Source organism: Pseudomonas sp. NBB (assembly GCF_032701105.1).
GTDB lineage: Bacteria > Pseudomonadota > Gammaproteobacteria > Pseudomonadales > Pseudomonadaceae > Aquipseudomonas > Aquipseudomonas asiatica.
Genome location: NZ_CP103994.1, coordinates 4,924,291 through 4,942,163 on the forward strand (window position 1 = coordinate 4,924,291; position 17,873 = coordinate 4,942,163).

15 protein-coding genes are annotated in these 17,873 nt (G+C 63.7%); 2 read left to right on the forward strand and 13 right to left on the reverse strand.

Going from position 1 to position 17,873, the window contains the following annotated elements:
- The first annotated feature begins 1 nt into the window (after position 1).
- Positions 2 to 568, forward strand: coding sequence for a cob(I)yrinic acid a,c-diamide adenosyltransferase (locus NY023_RS22785; RefSeq protein WP_013974102.1), 567 nt, complete (start codon positions 2 to 4; stop codon positions 566 to 568).
- Between the two features lie 125 nt (positions 569 to 693).
- On the opposite strand, the gene NY023_RS22790 is transcribed toward NY023_RS22785, so the two are convergent.
- The 4 genes from NY023_RS22790 to secA form a co-directional block, all read right to left on the reverse strand.
- Complete coding sequence (locus NY023_RS22790; protein WP_013974103.1) at positions 694 to 1,638, reverse strand: Nudix family hydrolase; 945 nt, start codon at positions 1,636 to 1,638, stop codon at positions 694 to 696.
- Positions 1,635 to 2,267, reverse strand: a complete 633-nt coding sequence (locus tag NY023_RS22795) for a glutathione S-transferase family protein (protein ID WP_013974104.1) — start codon at positions 2,265 to 2,267, stop codon at positions 1,635 to 1,637. The genes NY023_RS22790 and NY023_RS22795 overlap by 4 nt, the downstream gene beginning before the upstream one ends.
- 143 nt (positions 2,268 to 2,410) lie before the next feature.
- Positions 2,411 to 3,628 (reverse strand): bifunctional glutamate N-acetyltransferase/amino-acid acetyltransferase ArgJ, encoded by a 1,218-nt coding sequence (gene argJ / locus NY023_RS22800; protein WP_013974105.1) that lies wholly within the window; start codon positions 3,626 to 3,628, stop codon positions 2,411 to 2,413.
- A 174-nt stretch (positions 3,629 to 3,802) separates the two neighbouring features.
- Positions 3,803 to 6,538, reverse strand: a complete 2,736-nt coding sequence (gene secA, locus NY023_RS22805; RefSeq protein WP_015271704.1) for a preprotein translocase subunit SecA — start codon at positions 6,536 to 6,538, stop codon at positions 3,803 to 3,805.
- 390 nt (positions 6,539 to 6,928) lie between these two features.
- On the opposite strand from secA, the gene NY023_RS22810 reads away from it, so the two are divergent.
- Entirely contained in the window at positions 6,929 to 7,384 is a 456-nt protein-coding gene (locus NY023_RS22810; protein ID WP_023661964.1) for a DUF721 domain-containing protein, read from the forward strand.
- A gap of 47 nt (positions 7,385 to 7,431) precedes the next feature.
- Here NY023_RS22810 and lpxC read toward each other — a convergent pair whose 3' ends face one another.
- From lpxC to murD, 9 genes are all read right to left on the reverse strand, one after another.
- Positions 7,432 to 8,343, reverse strand: a complete 912-nt coding sequence (gene lpxC / locus NY023_RS22815) for a UDP-3-O-acyl-N-acetylglucosamine deacetylase (protein WP_003260771.1) — start codon at positions 8,341 to 8,343, stop codon at positions 7,432 to 7,434.
- A 112-nt stretch (positions 8,344 to 8,455) separates the two neighbouring features.
- Entirely contained in the window at positions 8,456 to 9,652 is a 1,197-nt protein-coding gene (gene ftsZ, locus NY023_RS22820) for a cell division protein FtsZ (protein ID WP_003260772.1), read from the reverse strand.
- 55 nt (positions 9,653 to 9,707) lie between these two features.
- Positions 9,708 to 10,964: a cell division protein FtsA gene (gene ftsA / locus NY023_RS22825; protein ID WP_015271706.1), complete on the reverse strand. Its 1,257-nt coding sequence runs from the start codon at positions 10,962 to 10,964 to the stop codon at positions 9,708 to 9,710.
- Positions 10,965 to 10,978: 14 nt separating this feature from the next.
- Complete coding sequence (locus NY023_RS22830) at positions 10,979 to 11,848, reverse strand: cell division protein FtsQ/DivIB (protein ID WP_012274056.1); 870 nt, start codon at positions 11,846 to 11,848, stop codon at positions 10,979 to 10,981.
- 4 nt (positions 11,849 to 11,852) lie between these two features.
- Positions 11,853 to 12,809, reverse strand: coding sequence for a D-alanine--D-alanine ligase (locus NY023_RS22835; RefSeq protein ID WP_013974109.1), 957 nt, complete (start codon positions 12,807 to 12,809; stop codon positions 11,853 to 11,855).
- Positions 12,806 to 14,254, reverse strand: coding sequence for a UDP-N-acetylmuramate--L-alanine ligase (murC, locus tag NY023_RS22840; protein ID WP_013974110.1), 1,449 nt, complete (start codon positions 14,252 to 14,254; stop codon positions 12,806 to 12,808). Before murC ends, NY023_RS22835 begins: the two co-directional genes overlap by 4 nt.
- Positions 14,247 to 15,326 (reverse strand): undecaprenyldiphospho-muramoylpentapeptide beta-N-acetylglucosaminyltransferase, encoded by a 1,080-nt coding sequence (gene murG / locus NY023_RS22845; protein ID WP_013974111.1) that lies wholly within the window; start codon positions 15,324 to 15,326, stop codon positions 14,247 to 14,249. The genes murC and murG overlap by 8 nt, the downstream gene beginning before the upstream one ends.
- Entirely contained in the window at positions 15,316 to 16,530 is a 1,215-nt protein-coding gene (ftsW, locus tag NY023_RS22850) for a putative lipid II flippase FtsW (RefSeq protein WP_013974112.1), read from the reverse strand. The genes murG and ftsW overlap by 11 nt, the downstream gene beginning before the upstream one ends.
- Positions 16,527 to 17,873, reverse strand: a complete 1,347-nt coding sequence (gene murD / locus NY023_RS22855; RefSeq protein WP_024087703.1) for a UDP-N-acetylmuramoyl-L-alanine--D-glutamate ligase — start codon at positions 17,871 to 17,873, stop codon at positions 16,527 to 16,529. The genes ftsW and murD overlap by 4 nt, the downstream gene beginning before the upstream one ends.

Genomic DNA, 17,873 nt, shown 5'->3' on the forward strand with positions numbered 1-17,873 from the left:
CATGGGCTACCGCCTGTCGAAGATCTACACCCGCACCGGCGACAAAGGCGAAACCGGCCTGGGCGACGGGCGCCGAGTGCCCAAGGACCACCCGCGAATCGAGGCGATTGGCGAGGTGGACAGCCTGAACAGCCAGCTGGGTTTGCTGCTGGCGGGGCTGGCCGAACAAGGGCTGGATGAAGTGAGCGCGGTGTTGGCGCCGTGTCAGCACCGCCTGTTCGACCTGGGCGGTGAGCTGGCGATGCCCAGTTATCAGGCGTTGGACCTGGCGGAGGTGGAGCGGCTTGAGGCAGCGATCGATGTGTGGAATGAAGAGCTGGGGCCGTTGAAAAACTTCATCTTGCCCAGTGGCTCGGCGCTGGTGGCACAGGCGCATGTGTGCCGGAGCCTGGCGCGCAGTGCGGAGCGGCGGTGCCAGCAGCTGAATGCGCTGGAGCCGTTGGCGGGGGTTGGGTTGGCGTATATCAACCGGCTTTCGGATCTACTGTTCGTGGCCGCGCGGATCATTGGGCGGCGGCAGGGGGTGGCGGAGGTTTTGTGGCAGCCTGCTGAGAAACCAAACGGCTGATATTTCTGGGGCTGCTGCGCAGCCCATCGCCGGCAAGCCAGCTCCCACAGAGCCCGGTCTGTGCTGCCTCTGTGGGAGCTGGCTTGCCGGCGATGGGCCGCAAAGCGGCCCCAATTACAGGCGACTCAGATCTCAGGCCAGAACGCCCGGATCCCGGCCACACCCTGTGCCCCCGCTTCCCAGGCCTGCTCACGCTCACCCGGCCCTACCCCACCCAGCAGGTAGACCGGCTTGTTGAACCCGGCAATCAACCGCTGTGCCTCGTCCCACCCCAGCGGCACCGCCTCAGGGTGTGTCCGGGTTGCCTGCACCGGCGACAAGGTGACGAAGTCCACGCCCATCTGCTCCGCCAGCGCCAGCTCTTCGGCACTGTGGCAGGACGCCGCCAACCAGCGCTCCTTGGGGAACGGCCGGCCGTTGGCGGCATATTTGCGCAGTTGTGCAGCCGTCAGGTGCCAACCCGCGGCTGGGAAGTCACCCAGCCACTCCAGCGGCCCCTTGAGCATCAGCTGCGCCTTGCCCGCGCAAAGGCCGACCGCATCCACCGCCACATCGCGATACTTGGGATCGTACATGTCCGGGGCACGCAACTGGATCAGGCGAATGCCACTGGCCACTGCCTTCTGGATGCCCTTGAGCATCTGCGGCACTTCCAGGCCATCGGGGGTGATCAGGTACTGATCCGGCAGGCGCGCGGCTGCAACGATCGGCTTGTTGGCCTCGGGGAATTCGTATTGGGGCAAATCGCGTGGAGCAACCCATTCCAGCGGCTGCCCTTCGGCGCCATGCGGCTCGCCGGCGAATGCCTCGACTTCGCGCACATCCAGCAGCACCTGCTTGTCCGGGTAATCGTGGCTGACCTTGATCAGCGCGCGCGAACGGCTCACCTCGATACCCAGCTCCTCGCGCAGCTCGCGGGCCAGCGCCGCCTCGACGCCCTCACCCTCTTCTACCTTGCCGCCCGGGAATTCCCACAGACCGCCCTGGTGCTGGGTATCGGCGCGCCGTGCGATCAGAATACGGCCGTCAGTACCGCGAATGACAGCAGCTACAACATGAATCCGTTTCACCCTTCACGCTCCGCCAGGCCAGCCTTTTGCCAGGCCTGGAAGGCTGGCCACTGATAAATGGTTTCGATATAAGCCGCTGCCTCTGCTGGCACTTCCACACGGTAGGTGCGCAGGCGCACCGCCACCGGGGCGAAGAAGGCATCAGCCAGGCTCGGCCTGCCGAACAGGAACGGGCCGCTGTCCTTGGCCGCAAGGCGACATTCCGACCACAGTGCAACGATACGGTCGATATCGATTTGAACCTCCAGCGGCACACCGTCCAGCGCCTGGTCGCGGGACAGGTCGAACGGCATCGCGCCGCGCAGGGCGAAGAAGCCGCTGTGCATCTGCGCGCAGGCCGAACGGGCCTGGGCCCGGGCCGCCACGTCGGCAGGCCACAGCTGCGCGTCGGGGTGGCGTTCGTTGAGGTATTCGGCAATGGCCAGCGAGTCGGCGATCACACCGTGCTCGGTCTTGAGCAGCGGTACCTTGCCGGTAGCCGAAAAGGCGAGGATGCGCTGACGGGTGTCAGGCTGGTTCAGCTTGATCAGTGTTTCTTCGTAAGGCACGCCAGCCAGCTCGAGGGCCAGGGCGCCACGCAGCGACCAGGAGGAATACAGCTTGTCGCCGATGATCAGGTGATAGCTCATGGTTCGGCTCCATCGTTTGGGAATTCTGGGGCTGCTCTGCAGCCCTTTCGCGACACAAGGCCGCTCCCACATGGGGCGGTGTACGAAGGTCCTTGTGGGAGCGGCCTTGTGTCGCGATGGGCCGCAAAGCGGCCCCAGCTACATCAGGTACGGTACTCGGCGTTGATCTTCACGTACTCGTGGGACAGGTCGGTGGTCCAGATGGTTTCGCTGCACTGGCCACGACCCAGTTCGATACGGATGGTGATCTCTTCCTGGGCCATAACCTTGGCACCCTGGTCTTCGGTGTAGCTCGGGCTACGGCCGCCTTTGCTGGCAATGCACACGCTGTCCAGGTACACATCGATCAGGCTCACGTCCAGCTCCGGTACGCCGGCACGGCCGACGGCGGCGAGGATACGGCCCCAGTTGGGGTCGGAAGCGAACAGCGCAGTCTTGATCAGCGGCGAGTGGGCCACGGCGTAGCCGACGTCCAGGCATTCCTGGTGGTTGCCACCGCCGTTGACCTGCACGGTAACGAACTTGGTGGCGCCTTCGCCGTCACGGACGATGGCCTGGGCCACTTCCATGCACACTTCGAACACTGCCTTTTTCAGAGCTTCGAACAGTGCGCCGCTGGCTTCGGTGACTTCCGGCAGGTTGGCCTTGCCAGTGGCAATCAGCATGCAGCAGTCGTTGGTCGAGGTGTCGCCATCGATGGTGATGCGGTTGAACGACTTGTTGGCGCCGTCCAGCATCAGGTCCTTGAGCACCGCCGGGGCAACCTTGGCGTCGGTGGCGATGTAGCCGAGCATGGTGGCCATGTTCGGGCGGATCATGCCTGCACCCTTGCTGATGCCGGTGACGGTAACCGTCACGCCATCGTGCTGGAACTGGCGGCTGGCCCCCTTGGGCAGGGTGTCGGTGGTCATGATGCCGGTGGCAGCTTCAGCCCAGTGGTTTTCCGACAGGTTGTCGAGGGCGGCCTGCAGTGCGCCTTCGATCTTCTCGACCGGCAGCGGCTCGCCGATAACGCCGGTGGAGAATGGCAGTACCGACTCGGCCGGTACGCCGGCCAGTTCGGCCAGCCTGGCGCAGGTGCGCTCGGCGGCGGCCAGGCCTGGCGCGCCGGTGCCGGCGTTGGCGTTACCAGTGTTGGTCAGCAGATAGCGCACGGTGCCCTGTACACGCTGCTTGGACAGGATCACCGGCGCTGCGCAGAAGGCGTTGAGGGTGAACACGCCAGCCACGCTGGAGCCTTCGGCGCAGCGCATGACCACCACATCCTTGCGCCCCGGGCGCTTGATGCCGGCAGAAGCGATGCCGAGTTCAAAACCCGGAACCGGGTGCAGGGTGGGCAAAGGACCAAGACCAACAGCCATTAGAGCGCTCCTAGAAAATACGGTTGAGTTGCAAAAAGCGGGGCCGCTTCGCGCCCCATCGCGACACAAGGCCGCTCCTACATAGGATGGCGCAGCGTTGCGGCTGTGCGCTATCCCTGTGGGAGCGGCCTTGTGTCGCGATAGGGCCGCACCGCGGCCCCAATTCAGGTCAGATCACTCGATCTGCCCGTGGCAATGCTTGAACTTCTTGCCCGAACCACACCAGCACGGCTCGTTGCGGCCCAGCTTCTGCTCGTTGCGCACCGGTGCCGAGGCAACGGCCACTTCGGCGCCCTCCTCGTTCAGTTGCTCGCTTTCCAGGCCCGGAGCAGCGGCATGCTGGAACTGCATGCGGCTGGCCAGTTCCTCGGCCTCGCGGCGCAGGCGTGCTTCCTCTTCGACCGGGTCTTCGCGGCGTACCTGAACGTGCGACAGCACGCGGATGGTGTCGCGCTTGATCGACTCGAGCAGCTCCTGGAACAGGCTGAAGGATTCGCGCTTGTACTCCTGCTTCGGGTTCTTCTGCGCATAACCACGCAGGTGGATACCGTGACGCAGGTGGTCCATGGTCGACAGGTGGTCTTTCCACAGGTCATCCAGCACACGCAGCAGGATCTGCTTCTCGAAGGTACGCAGGGCTTCGATACCGGCCTGGTCTTCCTTCTCGGTGTACGCGGTGGTGATTTCGTTCAGCAGCTTCTCGCGCAGGGTCTCTTCGTAGAGGTGATCGTCCTCGTCGAGCCACTGCTGGATCGGCAGCTTCATGGCGAAATCGCTGGCCAGCGAAGCCTCCAGGCCGGCCACGTCCCACTGTTCGGGCAGCGACTGCGGCGGAATGTGCTGGCTGATGGTAGCGTCCAGTACTTCCTTGCGGAATTCGACGATGGTGTCGCCGATGTTCTCGGCGGCCAGCAGGCTGTTGCGCATGTGGTAGATCACCTTGCGCTGCTCGTTGGCCACGTCGTCGTATTCCAGCAACTGCTTGCGGATGTCGAAGTTGCGGCCTTCGACCTTGCGCTGGGCCTTCTCGATGGCGTTGGTGACCATGCGGTGCTCGATGGCCTCGCCGGACTGCATGCCCAGCGCCTTCATGAAGTTCTTCACCCGGTCAGAGGCGAAGATACGCATCAGGCTGTCTTCCAGCGACAGGTAGAAGCGGCTGGAGCCCGGGTCGCCCTGACGGCCGGAACGGCCACGCAGCTGGTTGTCGATACGGCGCGATTCGTGGCGCTCGGAAGCGATCACGTGCAGGCCACCCGACTCGATCACCTGCTGGTGACGCTTCTGCCAGTCGGCCTTGATCTGGGCGATCTGCTCGGCGGTCGGGTTTTCCAGGGCTGCCACTTCGGCTTCCCAGTTACCGCCCAGCAGGATGTCGGTACCACGGCCGGCCATGTTGGTGGCGATGGTCAGGGCACCTGGCGCACCGGCTTGCGCGATGATCTCGGCTTCCTTCTCGTGGTACTTGGCGTTGAGCACCTTGTGGTCGATACCTTCCTTCTTCAGGAGGTTGGACATGTGCTCGGAGGTTTCGATGGTCGCAGTACCCACCAGCACCGGGCGACCCTGCTTCATGCTTTCCTTGATGTCGGCGATGATCGCGGCGTATTTCTCGTCGGCGGTCAGGTACACCAGGTCGTTGAAGTCTTTACGTGCCAACGGTTTGTTCGGCGGAATGACCATCACGTTGAGACCATAGATCGACTGGAACTCGAACGCTTCGGTGTCAGCGGTACCGGTCATGCCGGACAGCTTGGTGTACAGGCGGAAGTAGTTCTGGAAGGTAGTCGAAGCCAGGGTCTGGCTCTCGGCCTGGATGTTCAGGTTCTCTTTGGCTTCGATGGCTTGGTGCAGGCCTTCGGACAGACGGCGGCCCGGCATGGTACGGCCGGTGTGCTCGTCGATCAGCAGGACCTGGCCGTCCTGGACGATGTACTCGATGTTGCGGTGGAACAGCTTGTGCGCGCGCAGGCCTGCATAGACGTGGGTCAGCAGGCTCAGGTTATGCGCCGAATACAGGCTCTCGCCCTCGGCCAGCAGGCCGGACTGGGTGAGCATCTCTTCGATGAACTGGTGACCGGCTTCGTTCAGCTCGACCTGACGGCTCTTTTCGTCAATGGTGAAGTGGCCTTCCTGGGTGACCTGGCCTTCCACTTCCTCGATGTGCTGGGTAAGGCGCGGGATCAGACGGTTGATCTCGATGTACAGCTTGGAGCTGTCCTCGGCCTGGCCGGAAATGATCAGCGGGGTACGCGCTTCGTCGATGAGGATGGAGTCGACTTCGTCGATCACGGCGAAGTTCAGTTCACGCTGGAACTTCTCTTCCTGGCTGAACGCCATGTTGTCGCGCAGGTAGTCGAAACCGAATTCGTTGTTGGTGCCGTAGGTGATGTCGGACGCGTAGGCGGCACGCTTTTCTTCCGGCGGCTGGAAGGCCGAGACGATGCCGACCGACAGGCCAAGGAACTCGTACAGCGGGCGCATCCAGTTGGCGTCGCGGCGGGCCAGGTAGTCGTTGACGGTGACCACGTGCACGCCCTTGCCGGACAATGCGTTGAGGTACACGGCCAGGGTACCGACCAAGGTCTTGCCTTCACCGGTACGCATTTCTGCGATCATGCCCTCGTGCAGGGTCATGCCACCGATCAGCTGCACGTCGAAGTGGCGCATGCCCATCACGCGCTTGCCGGCCTCACGGGCCACGGCGAAGGCTTCAGGCAGCAACTGGTCCAGTGTCTCGCCTTTGGCCAGGCGCTCCTTGAACTCTGCGGTCTTGCCCCGCAGTTGCTCGTCGGAGAGGGCCACCATCTTCTCTTCGAGAGCATTGACGATGTTCACCGTCTTGAGCATGCGTTTGACTTCACGCTCGTTCTTGCTTCCAAAAAGTTTCTTTAACAAAGGCGCAAACATATCGGCAGGATCTTCCACACGTAGGGATGGAGGGCGGCCCCATGAGTCGCCCGTGCAGCCCTGAGGCCGCATGCGAACGAGCATTCTACCCGGAAACGATGGTGAGGAAAGTGGTGGATTTCCACGATGCTTGGACAGCGTTTTGGCGGGGGCTTGTTTTAGATAGGGGCATTTTCCCTGAGTTCAAGGTTCGGGAAGATGAAACGTATCGAGAATGAGTCTTGTCTTTTGTTATCTGTGCCGGCCACTTCGCGGGTAAACCCGCTCCCACAGGATTACCTACACATCAAGGGCAGTGCCGTGCGTGTAGGAGCGGGTTCACCCGCGAAGAGGCCAGTGCAGGCTATAGAGATGTTAGACTGCGGACCATGTAACCTCATGCGTACCCCCATGGCCTACAAACCCTCCCCCGCCCAGCCGCCCTCGGCCCTGCTCCGCCAGGTCCGCCCGCTGCGCCTGCTGCTGAACCAGGCCGAACGCCTGGAGCACCTGCAGCGCCTGCTGGAAAGCCAGCTGCAACCGGCCGCCCGCGAGCATTGCCATGTGGCGTCGTGGCGCGATGGCACATTGTTGCTGGTGGTGACAGACGGCCATTGGGCAACCCGCCTGCGCTATCAGCAGAAACGCTTGATGTCTGCATTACAGGCCATGGAGGCATTCGCCAACCTCAGGCGCATCCTGTACAAGGTCCAGCCCCCGCTGGTGCCAGCCAAGCGTGGTGGCAATGCCGCAGAACTGTCCAATAACGCAGCCGAGAGCCTGCGCGATACCGCCGAGGGCATCACTGACCCCAAGCTGCGCGCAGCACTGGAACGATTGGCCGCCCACGCCCGGGACAAGCCATAAAAAAGGCCACCCGAAGGTGGCCTTAATGAACTAGAGAGTGTTCGAACTTACACGGCCGCAACAGGGCGCATGTACGAGATCGGTGCCGTGCTGGCATCTTCGAAGGTGACCACTTCCCAGGCATCGGTTTCGGCAATCAGCTTGCGCAACAGCTGGTTGTTCAGCGCGTGGCCGGACTTGTAGCCCTTGAACTCGCCGATCAGGCTGTTGCCCAGCAGATAAAGGTCGCCAATGGCGTCGAGGATCTTGTGCTTGACGAATTCGTCATCGGAACGAAGGCCGTCTTCGTTGAGCACACCGGTCTCGTCGACCACGATGGCGTTCTCGACACTGCCACCCAGCGCAAGGTTGTGCTTGCGCAGGTACTCGATGTCACGCATGAAGCCGAAGGTACGGGCGCGGCTGACTTCCTTCACGAACGAGGTGCTGGAGAAGTCGACGACCGCACTCTGGGTCTGGCCCTTGAGGACCGGATGATCGAAGTCGATCTCGAAGCTCACCTTGAAGCCGTCGAAAGGCAGGAAAGTGGCGCGCTTGTCGCCCTCTTCCACGGTTACCTCACGCAGGATGCGGATGAACTTCTTGGCTGCGTCCTGTTCTTCCAGGCCGGCAGACTGAATCAGAAATACAAAGGGTCCGGCGCTGCCATCCATGATCGGCACTTCCGAGGCGGAGAGCTCGACGTAGGCGTTATCGATGCCCAGGCCCGCCATGGCGGAGAGCAGGTGCTCGACCGTATCGACCTTGACGTCACCGTTGACCAGCGTCGTCGACATGGTTGTCTCGCCGACGTTGGCCGCGCGCGCCGGGATTTCGACCACAGGGTCGAGGTCGGCGCGGCGGAAGACGATGCCGGTGTCAACAGGTGCAGGCTTGAGGGTCAGGTAAACCTTCTCCCCGGAGTGCAGACCGACACCTGTGGCACGGATGGTATTCTTCAGGGTGCGTTGTTTAATCATGGCATTGGCCGCTTCAGCGCAAATTGCGAACAGGTATCAACAAAGGCTGGGGATGATAACAGACCCAACCTTTGATGAATACCAATCACCTTTATACCCCTGATAAATTCCATTAATCAGCCTGACGACGCAGAAATGCCGGGATATCGAGGTAGTCCAGGTCATCCTGAGGGTTCAGTTTAGCGGCTGCAGCGGCACCTGCATGAGCCTGGTTGCGCATTACGGTCGGGCGCTCCAGGTCACGGTAGTTGACCGCAGGCTGCTCCTGGCGAACCGGCGCCGGGTTGGAGGCCTCGTACACCTGCTGGGCAGTCTGCAGGGTATTGTCGACCACCTTCACAGGCTTCTCGATGCGCGCGCCCAGGCCAGTAGCCACCACGGTCACGTGCAGCTCGTCACGCATGTCCGGGTCGATCACGGTGCCGACCTTGACCATGGCGTGGTCGGAGGCGAAGGCTTCGATGATGCTACCCACATCGGAGTACTCACCCAGCGACAGGTCAGGGCCTGCGGTGATGTTCACCAGGATGCCGCGGGCGCCCTGCAGGTTGACGTCTTCCAGCAGCGGGTTGCGGATCGCTGCCTCGGTGGCTTCACGCGCACGGTTCGGGCCGCTGGCGCAGCCAGTACCCATCATGGCCATGCCCATTTCACCCATCACGGTACGCACGTCGGCGAAGTCGACGTTGATCATGCCCGGGCGCTTGATGATATCGGAGATACCGCGCACGGCACCGGCCAGTACGTCGTCGGCCTTGGCGAAGGCGGACAACAGGCTGGCATCCTTGCCCAGGATGGTCAGCAGCTTCTCGTTGGGGATGGTGATCAACGAGTCGACGCTTTCGGCCAGCATGCGGATGCCTTCATCGGCGATCTGCATGCGCTTGCGGCCTTCGAACGGGAACGGACGGGTCACCACGGCGACGGTGAGGATGCCCATTTCCTTGGCCACTTCGGCGATGATCGGCGCTGCACCGGTACCGGTACCGCCACCCATGCCAGTGGTGATGAACACCATGTTGGTGCCCTGCAGCACTTCAGCGATGCGCTCACGGTCTTCCAGCGCGGCCTGACGGCCGACTTCCGGATTGGCACCAGCACCCAGGCCCTTGGTCACGCCAGTGCCCAATTGCAGGATGGTGCGCGCGCCGATGTTCTTCAGCGCCTGGGCATCGGTGTTGGCGCAGATGAATTCCACGCCTTCGATGCTGCTCTTGACCATGTGGTTGACGGCGTTGCCGCCACCACCGCCAACACCGATCACTTTGATGACCGGGCTTTGCGGGACGTTGTCTACGAGCTCGAACATTTTCCCTCTCCTTACAGTTCTCTAGTTGTCGCGCCTACCACTACTGCTTTGAAACTTAGAAATTGCCCTGGACCCAGCGCTTGAAGCGTTCAAGCACTGGAGCCTTCGGTTCATCGCCATAGCTGTTGTTGCTGCTGTTACCGGTCAGGGGCAGGTCTTCGGTCTGCTTCTGCAGGCCGTAGGTGAGCAAGCCCACGCCGGTGGAATAGATCGGGTTGCGAACCACGTCGCTGAGCCCCCGAACGCTGTGCGGTACGCCCAGGCGTACCGGCATGTGGAAGATTTCCTCGGCCAGTTCCACGGCGCCTTCCATCTTCGCGGTGCCGCCGGTGAGAACGATGCCGGCCGGCACCAGGTCCTCGTAGCCACTGCGGCGCAGTTCGGCCTGGATCAGGGTGAAGAGCTCGTCGTAACGTGGCTCCACCACCTCGGCCAGGGCCTGGCGCGACAGCTCGCGCGGTGGGCGATCGCCCACGCTCGGCACCTTGATGGTCTCGCCGGCGCCAGCCAGTTTGGCCAGGGCGCAGGCGTAGCGGATCTTGATTTCTTCGGCATACTGGGTCGGAGTACGCAGCGCCATGGCGATGTCGTTGGTCACCTGGTCGCCAGCAATCGGAATCACCGCGGTGTGACGGATCGCGCCCTCGGTGAAGATGGCGATGTCGGTAGTGCCACCGCCAATGTCCACCAGGCACACGCCCAGCTCTTTTTCATCGTCGGTCAGCACCGAGTAGGCCGAGGCCAACTGCTCGAGGATGATGTCGTCGATTTCCAGGCCGCAACGGCGTACGCACTTCTCGATGTTCTGCGCCGCGTTGACCGCGCAGGTGACCACGTGGACCTTGGCTTCCAGACGTACGCCAGACATGCCCAGCGGCTCGCGCACGCCTTCCTGGTTGTCGATCACGTAGTCCTGCGGCAGGGTGTGCAGCACGCGCTGGTCGGCCGGGATGGCAACGGCCTGGGCGGCGTCGAGTACGCGCTCCAGGTCGGCCAGGCTGACCTCGCGGTCGCGGATGGCGACGATGCCGTGGGAGTTCAGGCTGCGGATGTGATTGCCGGCCACGCCGACGAAGGCCGAGTGGATGCGGCAGCCTGCCATCAGCTGCGCCTCTTCCACGGCGCGCTGGATCGACTGCACGGTGGACTCGATGTTCACCACCACGCCTTTTTTCAGGCCGCGGGACGGATGAGTACCGATCCCGACGATTTCCAGGGTGCCGTCCTCGCCCACTTCACCCACCAGCGCCACCACCTTGGAGGTGCCGATGTCCAGCCCGACGATCATTTTGCCGCTATGCGCGTTTGCCATGGTCCTGCCTCTCTCTAATTCTTCGCAACGGCGGGTTGGGCCGTCGTCGGTGCAATCGGTTCCCGCCAACCAACGGCAAGTCCGTTGGAGTAACGCAGATCAATGCGGGCGATAGTGGTGATCTGGTCTTTGAGTGTCTTGTCGTAAATGGCAATGAAACGGCGCATCTTCTCCACCAGATGGTCGCGCCCCAGCAGCAGCTCGATGCCCGGCCCGGCGCTGCTCGCGCCCGTGGTCAGGAACCAGCTGCCTCGCTCGCGCAGCTCCAGGCGAGCGATGGAAAAGCCCAGGGGGCGCAGCATCTGGCTCAATACCTGATACTGCTGCATGACTTGTTGCTGAGCACGCTGCGGCCCGGCCAGCTGCGGCAGGTGCTCGTAGTTGGCCAGTTCGCGCGGGGTGAAGGCCTGGCCCTGGTTGTTGAGCAAGGCTTCGTCACCCCAGCGCGCTACCGGCAACTGCTCTTCCAGGCGGATCACCACCTCGTCGGGCCACACCCGGCGCACTTCGGCGTGGGCGATCCACGGCATCTGCTCGAGCTCTGCGCGCATCGCCGGCAGGTCGACACTGAAGAAGCTCGCTGCCACATAGGGCGCGATACGCTGCTGCACCGACTGCTGGCTGATGTAGCTGAGGTCGCCCTGCACGTCGATCTTGGTGATCGGCCGGTCGGCATATGGCATCAGGCGAATGGCGCCCTCGTAGGCGCCAAAACCGGCCGCCACCAACAGCACCGGCCACAGCAGGCGCTTGAGACCACCCAGGCTTGGCCGCGGCAGGCGCGCCGATACGGGCTCGTCGGCCACCAGCCTGCTGGCACCACGCGGCACCGGCTTGCTACGGCCGGTAACGGGTTGCTGCTGACGTATCATCGCGCCTTGCATGGTTTTAACCTCGCGTCGCCACGCTCTCGGCCAGGATTGCCAGCACCAGTTGCTGGAAGTCCAGGCCGGCCGCGCGGGCCGCCATGGGCACCAGGCTATGGTCAGTCATGCCGGGTGCGGTGTTGACTTCGAGCAGCCAGAACCGGCCCTGCTCGTCCTGCATCACGTCCAGCCGCCCCCAGCCTTCGATGCCGATGGCATCGCAGGCACGCGCGGTCAGGTTGATCAGTTCCTGTTCCTTGACGCTGTCCAGGCCGCACGGAATGCGGTACTGGGTATCGTTGGCGATGTACTTGGCGTCGTAGTCGTAGAACACGTGCGGCGTACCCAGGGCGATCGGCGGCAGCACCTGGCCGCGCAATACCGCGACGGTGAACTCCGGCCCGTGGATCCACTGCTCCACCAGTACCTGGGAATCGTATTTAGCTGCGTCCTGCCAGGCGGCGACCAGTTCCTGGGCGCTGTTCACCTTGGCCATGCCGATGCTGGAACCTTCATGGGCGGGTTTGACGATAAGCGGGAAGCCCAGTTCCGTACTGGCCTGCAAACAATCGCTTTCGCTCGCCAGCACTGCGTGGCGCGGAGTCGGAATGCCCAGGCTCTGCCACACCTGCTTGGTGCGCAGCTTGTCCATGGCCAGTGCCGAAGCAAGGATGCCACTGCCGGTATAGGGAATGCCCAGGCACTCGAGCAGGCCTTGCATGCTGCCGTCTTCACCGCCACGACCGTGGAGAATGATGAAGGCGCGGTCGATCTTCTCGCTTTGCAGGCGGTCGAGCAGGTCGTCCCCCACGTCGATGGCGACCACGTCGACACCGGCGGTGGTCAGCGCGTCGATCACTGCGGCGCCGGACTTGAGCGACACTTCGCGCTCGGCGCTCTTGCCGCCGTACAGCACCGCGACGCGGCCGAACGCCTTGACGTCCAGGGTCGAGTGCAGTTTGTCGTAGGCGCTGGTCATTTCGACTTCTCCTGCTTGGCGCCAGCGAACAGCGGGCTTTTCATCAATTGAGGGGCCAGGCCGCCGACATCACCGGCACCTTGGCAGATCAGGATGTCGCCAGCGCGCAGCAGTGGCTTGACCAGTGGCGCAAGGTCGACACCACGTTCGATGTATATCGGGTCCAGCTTGCCGCGCTGGCGGATGCTGTGGCACAGCTGGCGGCTGTCGGCGCCGGGGATCGGCTCTTCGCCAGCCGGGTAGACTTCCATCAGCAGCAGCACGTTGGCATCGCCCAGCACCTGGACGAAATCGTCGTACAGGTCGCGGGTACGGCTGTAGCGGTGCGGCTGGTAGACGATCACCAGGCGACGGCTTGGCCAACCGCCGCGCACGGCCTGGATCACCGCAGCCACTTCGGTCGGGTGGTGGCCGTAGTCGTCGACCAGCATCACGCTGCCGCCTTCGACCGGCAGTTCGCCGTACACCTGGAAGCGGCGGCCGACGCCCTGGAACCCGGACAGGCCCTGGACAATGGCTTCGTCGGTGATGCCTTCGTCGGTGGCGATGGCGATGGTGGCCAAGGCGTTGAGCACGTTGTGGTTACCGGGCATGTTCACCGACACCTCCAGCGGCTCGCGGTCGCGACGCAGCACGGTGAAGTGGGTCTGCATGCCCATCTGGCGCACGTTGATGGCGCGGATGTCGGCCTCGTCGCTGAAGCCATAGGTCACGGTCGGGCGCTTGACCTGTGGCAGGATCTCGCGCACCACCGGGTCGTCCAGGCACATCACGGCCAGGCCGTAGAACGGCAGGTTGTGCAGGAACTCGACGAAGGTTTTCTTCAGTTTGTTGAAGTCACCTTCGTAGGTCGCCATGTGGTCGGCGTCGATGTTGGTGACCACGGCTACCATCGGTTGCAGGTGCAGGAAGCTGGCATCGCTCTCGTCCGCTTCGGCAATCAGGTAGCGGCTGGTACCCAGCTGGGCATTGGTGCCGGCAGCGGTCAGGCGGCCACCGATGACGAAGGTCGGGTCCAGGCCGCCAGCGGCGAACACCGAGGCCAGCAGGCTGGTGGTGGTGGTCTTGCCGTGGGTGCCGGCAACGGCCACGCCATGGCGATAGCGCATCAGCTCGGCGAGCATCTCGGCGCGCGGCACCACCGGAATGCGCCGCTCGAGGGCGGTGGCGACTTCCGGGTTGGCTGGGTTGATGGCGCTGGAAACCACCAGCACATCGGCAGTGGCGGCGTTCTCGGCGCGGTGGCCGACGAAAATCTCGGCGCCGAACGACTCCAGACGCTCGGTGACCGGCGAAGCCTTCAGGTCGGAACCGGACACTTCATAGCCCAGGTTCAGCAACACTTCGGCAATGCCGCACATGCCCACGCCGCCGATACCGACGAAGTGGATACGGCGGATACGGCCCATCTTTGGCTGGGGCATGGCTTTCTGGCTTTCAACCATGGGCCACCTCCAGGCAGATATCGACCACGGTGCTGGTTGCGGCAGGTTTGGCCAGGCGCCGTGCGGTGCCTGCCATGACGTTGAGTTTCTCGGGTTGCATCAGCACCTCGTTCAGGCGTTCAGCGAGCTGCGCTGCGCCAGTTGTCGCTTGTGGCATCAGGAAGGCAGCGCCTTCCCGGGCCAGATATTGGGCGTTGTGGGTCTGGTGGTCGTCGATCGCGTGGGGCAATGGCACCAGCATCGAAGGCAGGCCCGCTGCCGCCAGCTCGCTGACGGTCAGGGCGCCGGCCCGGCACACCACAATGTCGGCCCAGCCATAGGCTTGGGCCATGTCCTTGATGAAGGGCTCTACCTGAGCCTCGACGCCCGCCTCGCGATAACGCTCGGCGGTGGCCGGCGCGTGTTGCTTGCCGGCCTGGTGGAATACCTCTGGCCGCAGCGCGGGGGGCACTTCGGACAGGGCCTTAGGCAACAATTTGTTCAATGGTTCCGCCCCCAGGCTGCCGCCCATCACCAGCAGGCGCGCACGGCGCTCGGCCAGCGGCGCGCGCAGGGCATCCATGAACAGCTCCGGGCGCACAGGATTGCCGGTGGTGCGCAGTTTGTCGCTGGCGGCGAAGGTGGCCGGGAAGGCTTCGCACACGCGGGCAGCCAGCGGCAGCAGCAGGCGGTTGGTAGTACCGGCGCGGGCGTTCTGCTCGTGGATCACCAGCGGTACGCCGCACAGGCGTGCGGCCACGCCACCTGGGCCGGTCACATAGCCACCGAAGCCGACCACGCATACCGGCTTGAGCTCACGCACGATACGCCGCGCCTGCAGCACGGCCTTGATCAGGGTCAACGGCGCCTTGAGCAACGACAGCTTGCCCTTGCCGCGAAGGCCACTGACCTGGATCAGATGCAACGGCAGGCCGGCCTGGGGCACCAGTTCGTTCTCGATGCCACGCGGGGTGCCCAGCCAGTGCACGCTGTAACCGCGCGCCTGGAATTCACGGGCGCAGGCCAGGGCCGGGAATACGTGGCCCCCGGTGCCGCCCGCCATGATCAGTACGTTCCTGCCGTCAGCGGCCATGATTGGTCTCCTCGGCAAAATCGCTTTCGCTGAATTCGTGCTCCTCACTGCCCAGGTGCGTACGGCTTTCCCACTCGATACGCAGCAACAGGCCCACGCAGGCACAGCAGATCACCAGCGAGCTGCCCCCGTAGCTGAGGAACGGCAGGGTCAGGCCCTTGGTCGGCAGCAGGCCGACGTTCACACCGATGTTGATCAGGAACTGGCCGATCCACAGGAAGGCAAGGCCGAACGCAACATAAGCGGCAAAGAACTGTTTGGCTTTTTCCGCCCACAGGCCGATATACAGGGCACGCACAGTCACGAATACGAACAGCGCGATAGTCAGCAGCGAGCCGACCACACCGAGTTCTTCGGCCAGTACCGAGAACACGAAGTCGGTGTGCGCTTCAGGCAGGTAGAACTGCTTCTGCACGCTGTTGCCCAGGCCAACGCCCAGCCACTCGCCACGGCCGAAGGCAATCAGCGCCTGGGTCAGCTGGTAGCCCGAGCCGAACTGGTCGGACCACGGGTCGGTAAAGGTAATCAGGCGCGCCATCCGGTAAGGCTGCGCCTGTACCAGGACGAACACCGCGACCACCGCCAATACCACCATCAGGCTGAAGCGGAACAGCCCCACCCCGCCGAGGAACAGCATGGCCGCCGCCGCGCCCATCATCACCACGGTGGCACCGAAGTCCGGCTCCATCAGCAGCAGGGCAGCCATGGGCAGCAGCACGATGAACGGTTTGAAGAAGCCCATCCAGGTTTCGCGCACCTCGGTCTGCCGGCGCACCAGGTAGCCAGCCAGGTAGATGACCACGAACACCTTGGCAATTTCCGAAGGCTGCACGTTGAAGAAGCTGAAGCCGATCCAGCGCATGGAACCGTTCACTTCGCGGCCGATACCCGGCACCAGCACCAGCACCAGCAGGCCGAAGGCTCCCAGCAGCATCAGGAAGCCCATGCGCTGCCAGGTGGCGATCGGCACCATCATGGTGGCGCCACAGGCGACCAGGCCGAGGAACACGTACACCAAGTGGCGGAACATGTGGTAAAGCGGGTTGCCAGACTGCACCGCAGCCACTTCCGAGGACGCCGAGGTGATCATCACCAGGCCCAGGCCCAGCAAAGCCAGGCAGCCGGCGAGCATCGCGAAGTCCAGGTCGATGCCACGGCCGCTGATCAGCGGCGACGGATAGGGCTTGAGGATGCCAAAGATCATGCAAGGCCTCCCGCTGCCTGGGCGAACAGGCGCCCGCGCTCTTCGAAGTTCTTGAACATGTCGAGGCTGGCGCACGCCGGCGACAGCAGCACGGCATCACCCGCCCGGGACAGTTCGGCGCATTGCTTTACAGCCTCGTCAAGAGACTTAACGCGGACCAGTTGCACGCCATCACCCAGGGCTTCGGCCAGGCGCTCGGCATCACGGCCAAGCAGCACCACGGCGCGGCAGAAGCGCTTGACCGGCTCGCGCAACGCGGCGAAGTCGGCGCCCTTGCCGTCGCCACCGGCGATCAGCACCAGTTTGCCTTCGATGTCGGAACCCAGGCCTTCGATCGCGGCCAGGGCAGCACCGACGTTGGTGGCCTTGGAATCGTCGTACCAGTTCACGCCGTTGCGCTCGCGCACCCACTGGCAACGGTGGGCCAGGCCGCCGAACTCGCGCAGTGCCTCGAGCATTGGTTCGAACGGCAGGCCGGCAGCGTGCCCCAGAGCCAGAGCCGCCAGGGCGTTGCTCTGATTGTGGGCGCCACGAATCTTCAGCTCACGTGCCGGCATCAGCGCCTGGAACTCGAACGCCAGGTATTTTTCGCCGTCCACTTCACGCAGGCCGAAGGCCTTGAAATCCGGTTGGTTGAGACCGAAGGTCCAGCATGGGCGGCCTTCCACCGGCAGCGGTCGGCTCAGGGCGTCCTGGCGGTTGACCACGACCTGACGGGCACCACGGAAGATCCGGTGCTTGGCCAGGTGGTAGGCCGGCAGGCCGCTGTAGCGGTCCATGTGGTCTTCGCTGATGTTCAGCACGGTGGCCACTTCGGCGTTGAGCTGGTCGGTGGTTTCCAGCTGGAAGCTGGACAGTTCCAGCACGTACAGCTCGACGTCATCGGCCAGCAGGTCCAGCGCCGGGGTACCGAGGTTGCCGCCCACCGCCACGCGCTTGCCCGCCTTGGCGGCCATTTCGCCGACCAGGGTAGTGACGGTGCTCTTGGCGTTGGAGCCGCTGATGGCAATGATCGGAGCCTTGGCGTGGCGGGCGAACAGTTCGATGTCACCGGACAGCTTCACCCCACGCGCGGCCGCCTGCTGCAAGGCCGGGGTGGCAAGGGCCAGGCCGGGGCTGACGTACAGCTCGTTGGCGCGGCACAGGAAGTCCACGTCCAGTTCACCACAGCGCACTTCCACCTGCGGGTAATCACGGCGCAGGGTGTCCAGTTCCGGCGGTTGCTCGCGGGTGTCGGCGACCGCAAAGGCAATGCCCCGGCTCGCCAGGAAGCGAACCAGGGACATGCCGCTCTTGCCGAGGCCGACAACGATGCGGAATTGGTCGGAAGCGATCAAGGACAC

Bases quoted from the DNA above. Each gene is read 5' to 3' on its own strand.
- NY023_RS22785 (WP_013974102.1), top strand. From the start codon at position 2: ATGGGCTACCGCCTGTCGAAGATCTACACCCGCACCGGCGACAAAGGC.
- NY023_RS22795 (WP_013974104.1), bottom strand. From the start codon at position 2,267: ATGAGCTATCACCTGATCATCGGCGACAAGCTGTATTCCTCCTGGTCG.
- argJ (WP_013974105.1), bottom strand. From the start codon at position 3,628: ATGGCTGTTGGTCTTGGTCCTTTGCCCACCCTGCACCCGGTTCCGGGT.
- secA (WP_015271704.1), bottom strand. From the start codon at position 6,538: ATGTTTGCGCCTTTGTTAAAGAAACTTTTTGGAAGCAAGAACGAGCGT.
- NY023_RS22810 (WP_023661964.1), top strand. From the start codon at position 6,929: ATGGCCTACAAACCCTCCCCCGCCCAGCCGCCCTCGGCCCTGCTCCGC.
- lpxC (WP_003260771.1), bottom strand. From the start codon at position 8,343: ATGATTAAACAACGCACCCTGAAGAATACCATCCGTGCCACAGGTGTC.
- ftsZ (WP_003260772.1), bottom strand. From the start codon at position 9,652: ATGTTCGAGCTCGTAGACAACGTCCCGCAAAGCCCGGTCATCAAAGTG.
- ftsA (WP_015271706.1), bottom strand. From the start codon at position 10,964: ATGGCAAACGCGCATAGCGGCAAAATGATCGTCGGGCTGGACATCGGC.
- NY023_RS22830 (WP_012274056.1), bottom strand. From the start codon at position 11,848: ATGCAAGGCGCGATGATACGTCAGCAGCAACCCGTTACCGGCCGTAGC.
- NY023_RS22835 (WP_013974109.1), bottom strand. From the start codon at position 12,809: ATGACCAGCGCCTACGACAAACTGCACTCGACCCTGGACGTCAAGGCG.
- murC (WP_013974110.1), bottom strand. From the start codon at position 14,254: ATGGTTGAAAGCCAGAAAGCCATGCCCCAGCCAAAGATGGGCCGTATC.
- murG (WP_013974111.1), bottom strand. From the start codon at position 15,326: ATGGCCGCTGACGGCAGGAACGTACTGATCATGGCGGGCGGCACCGGG.
- ftsW (WP_013974112.1), bottom strand. From the start codon at position 16,530: ATGATCTTTGGCATCCTCAAGCCCTATCCGTCGCCGCTGATCAGCGGC.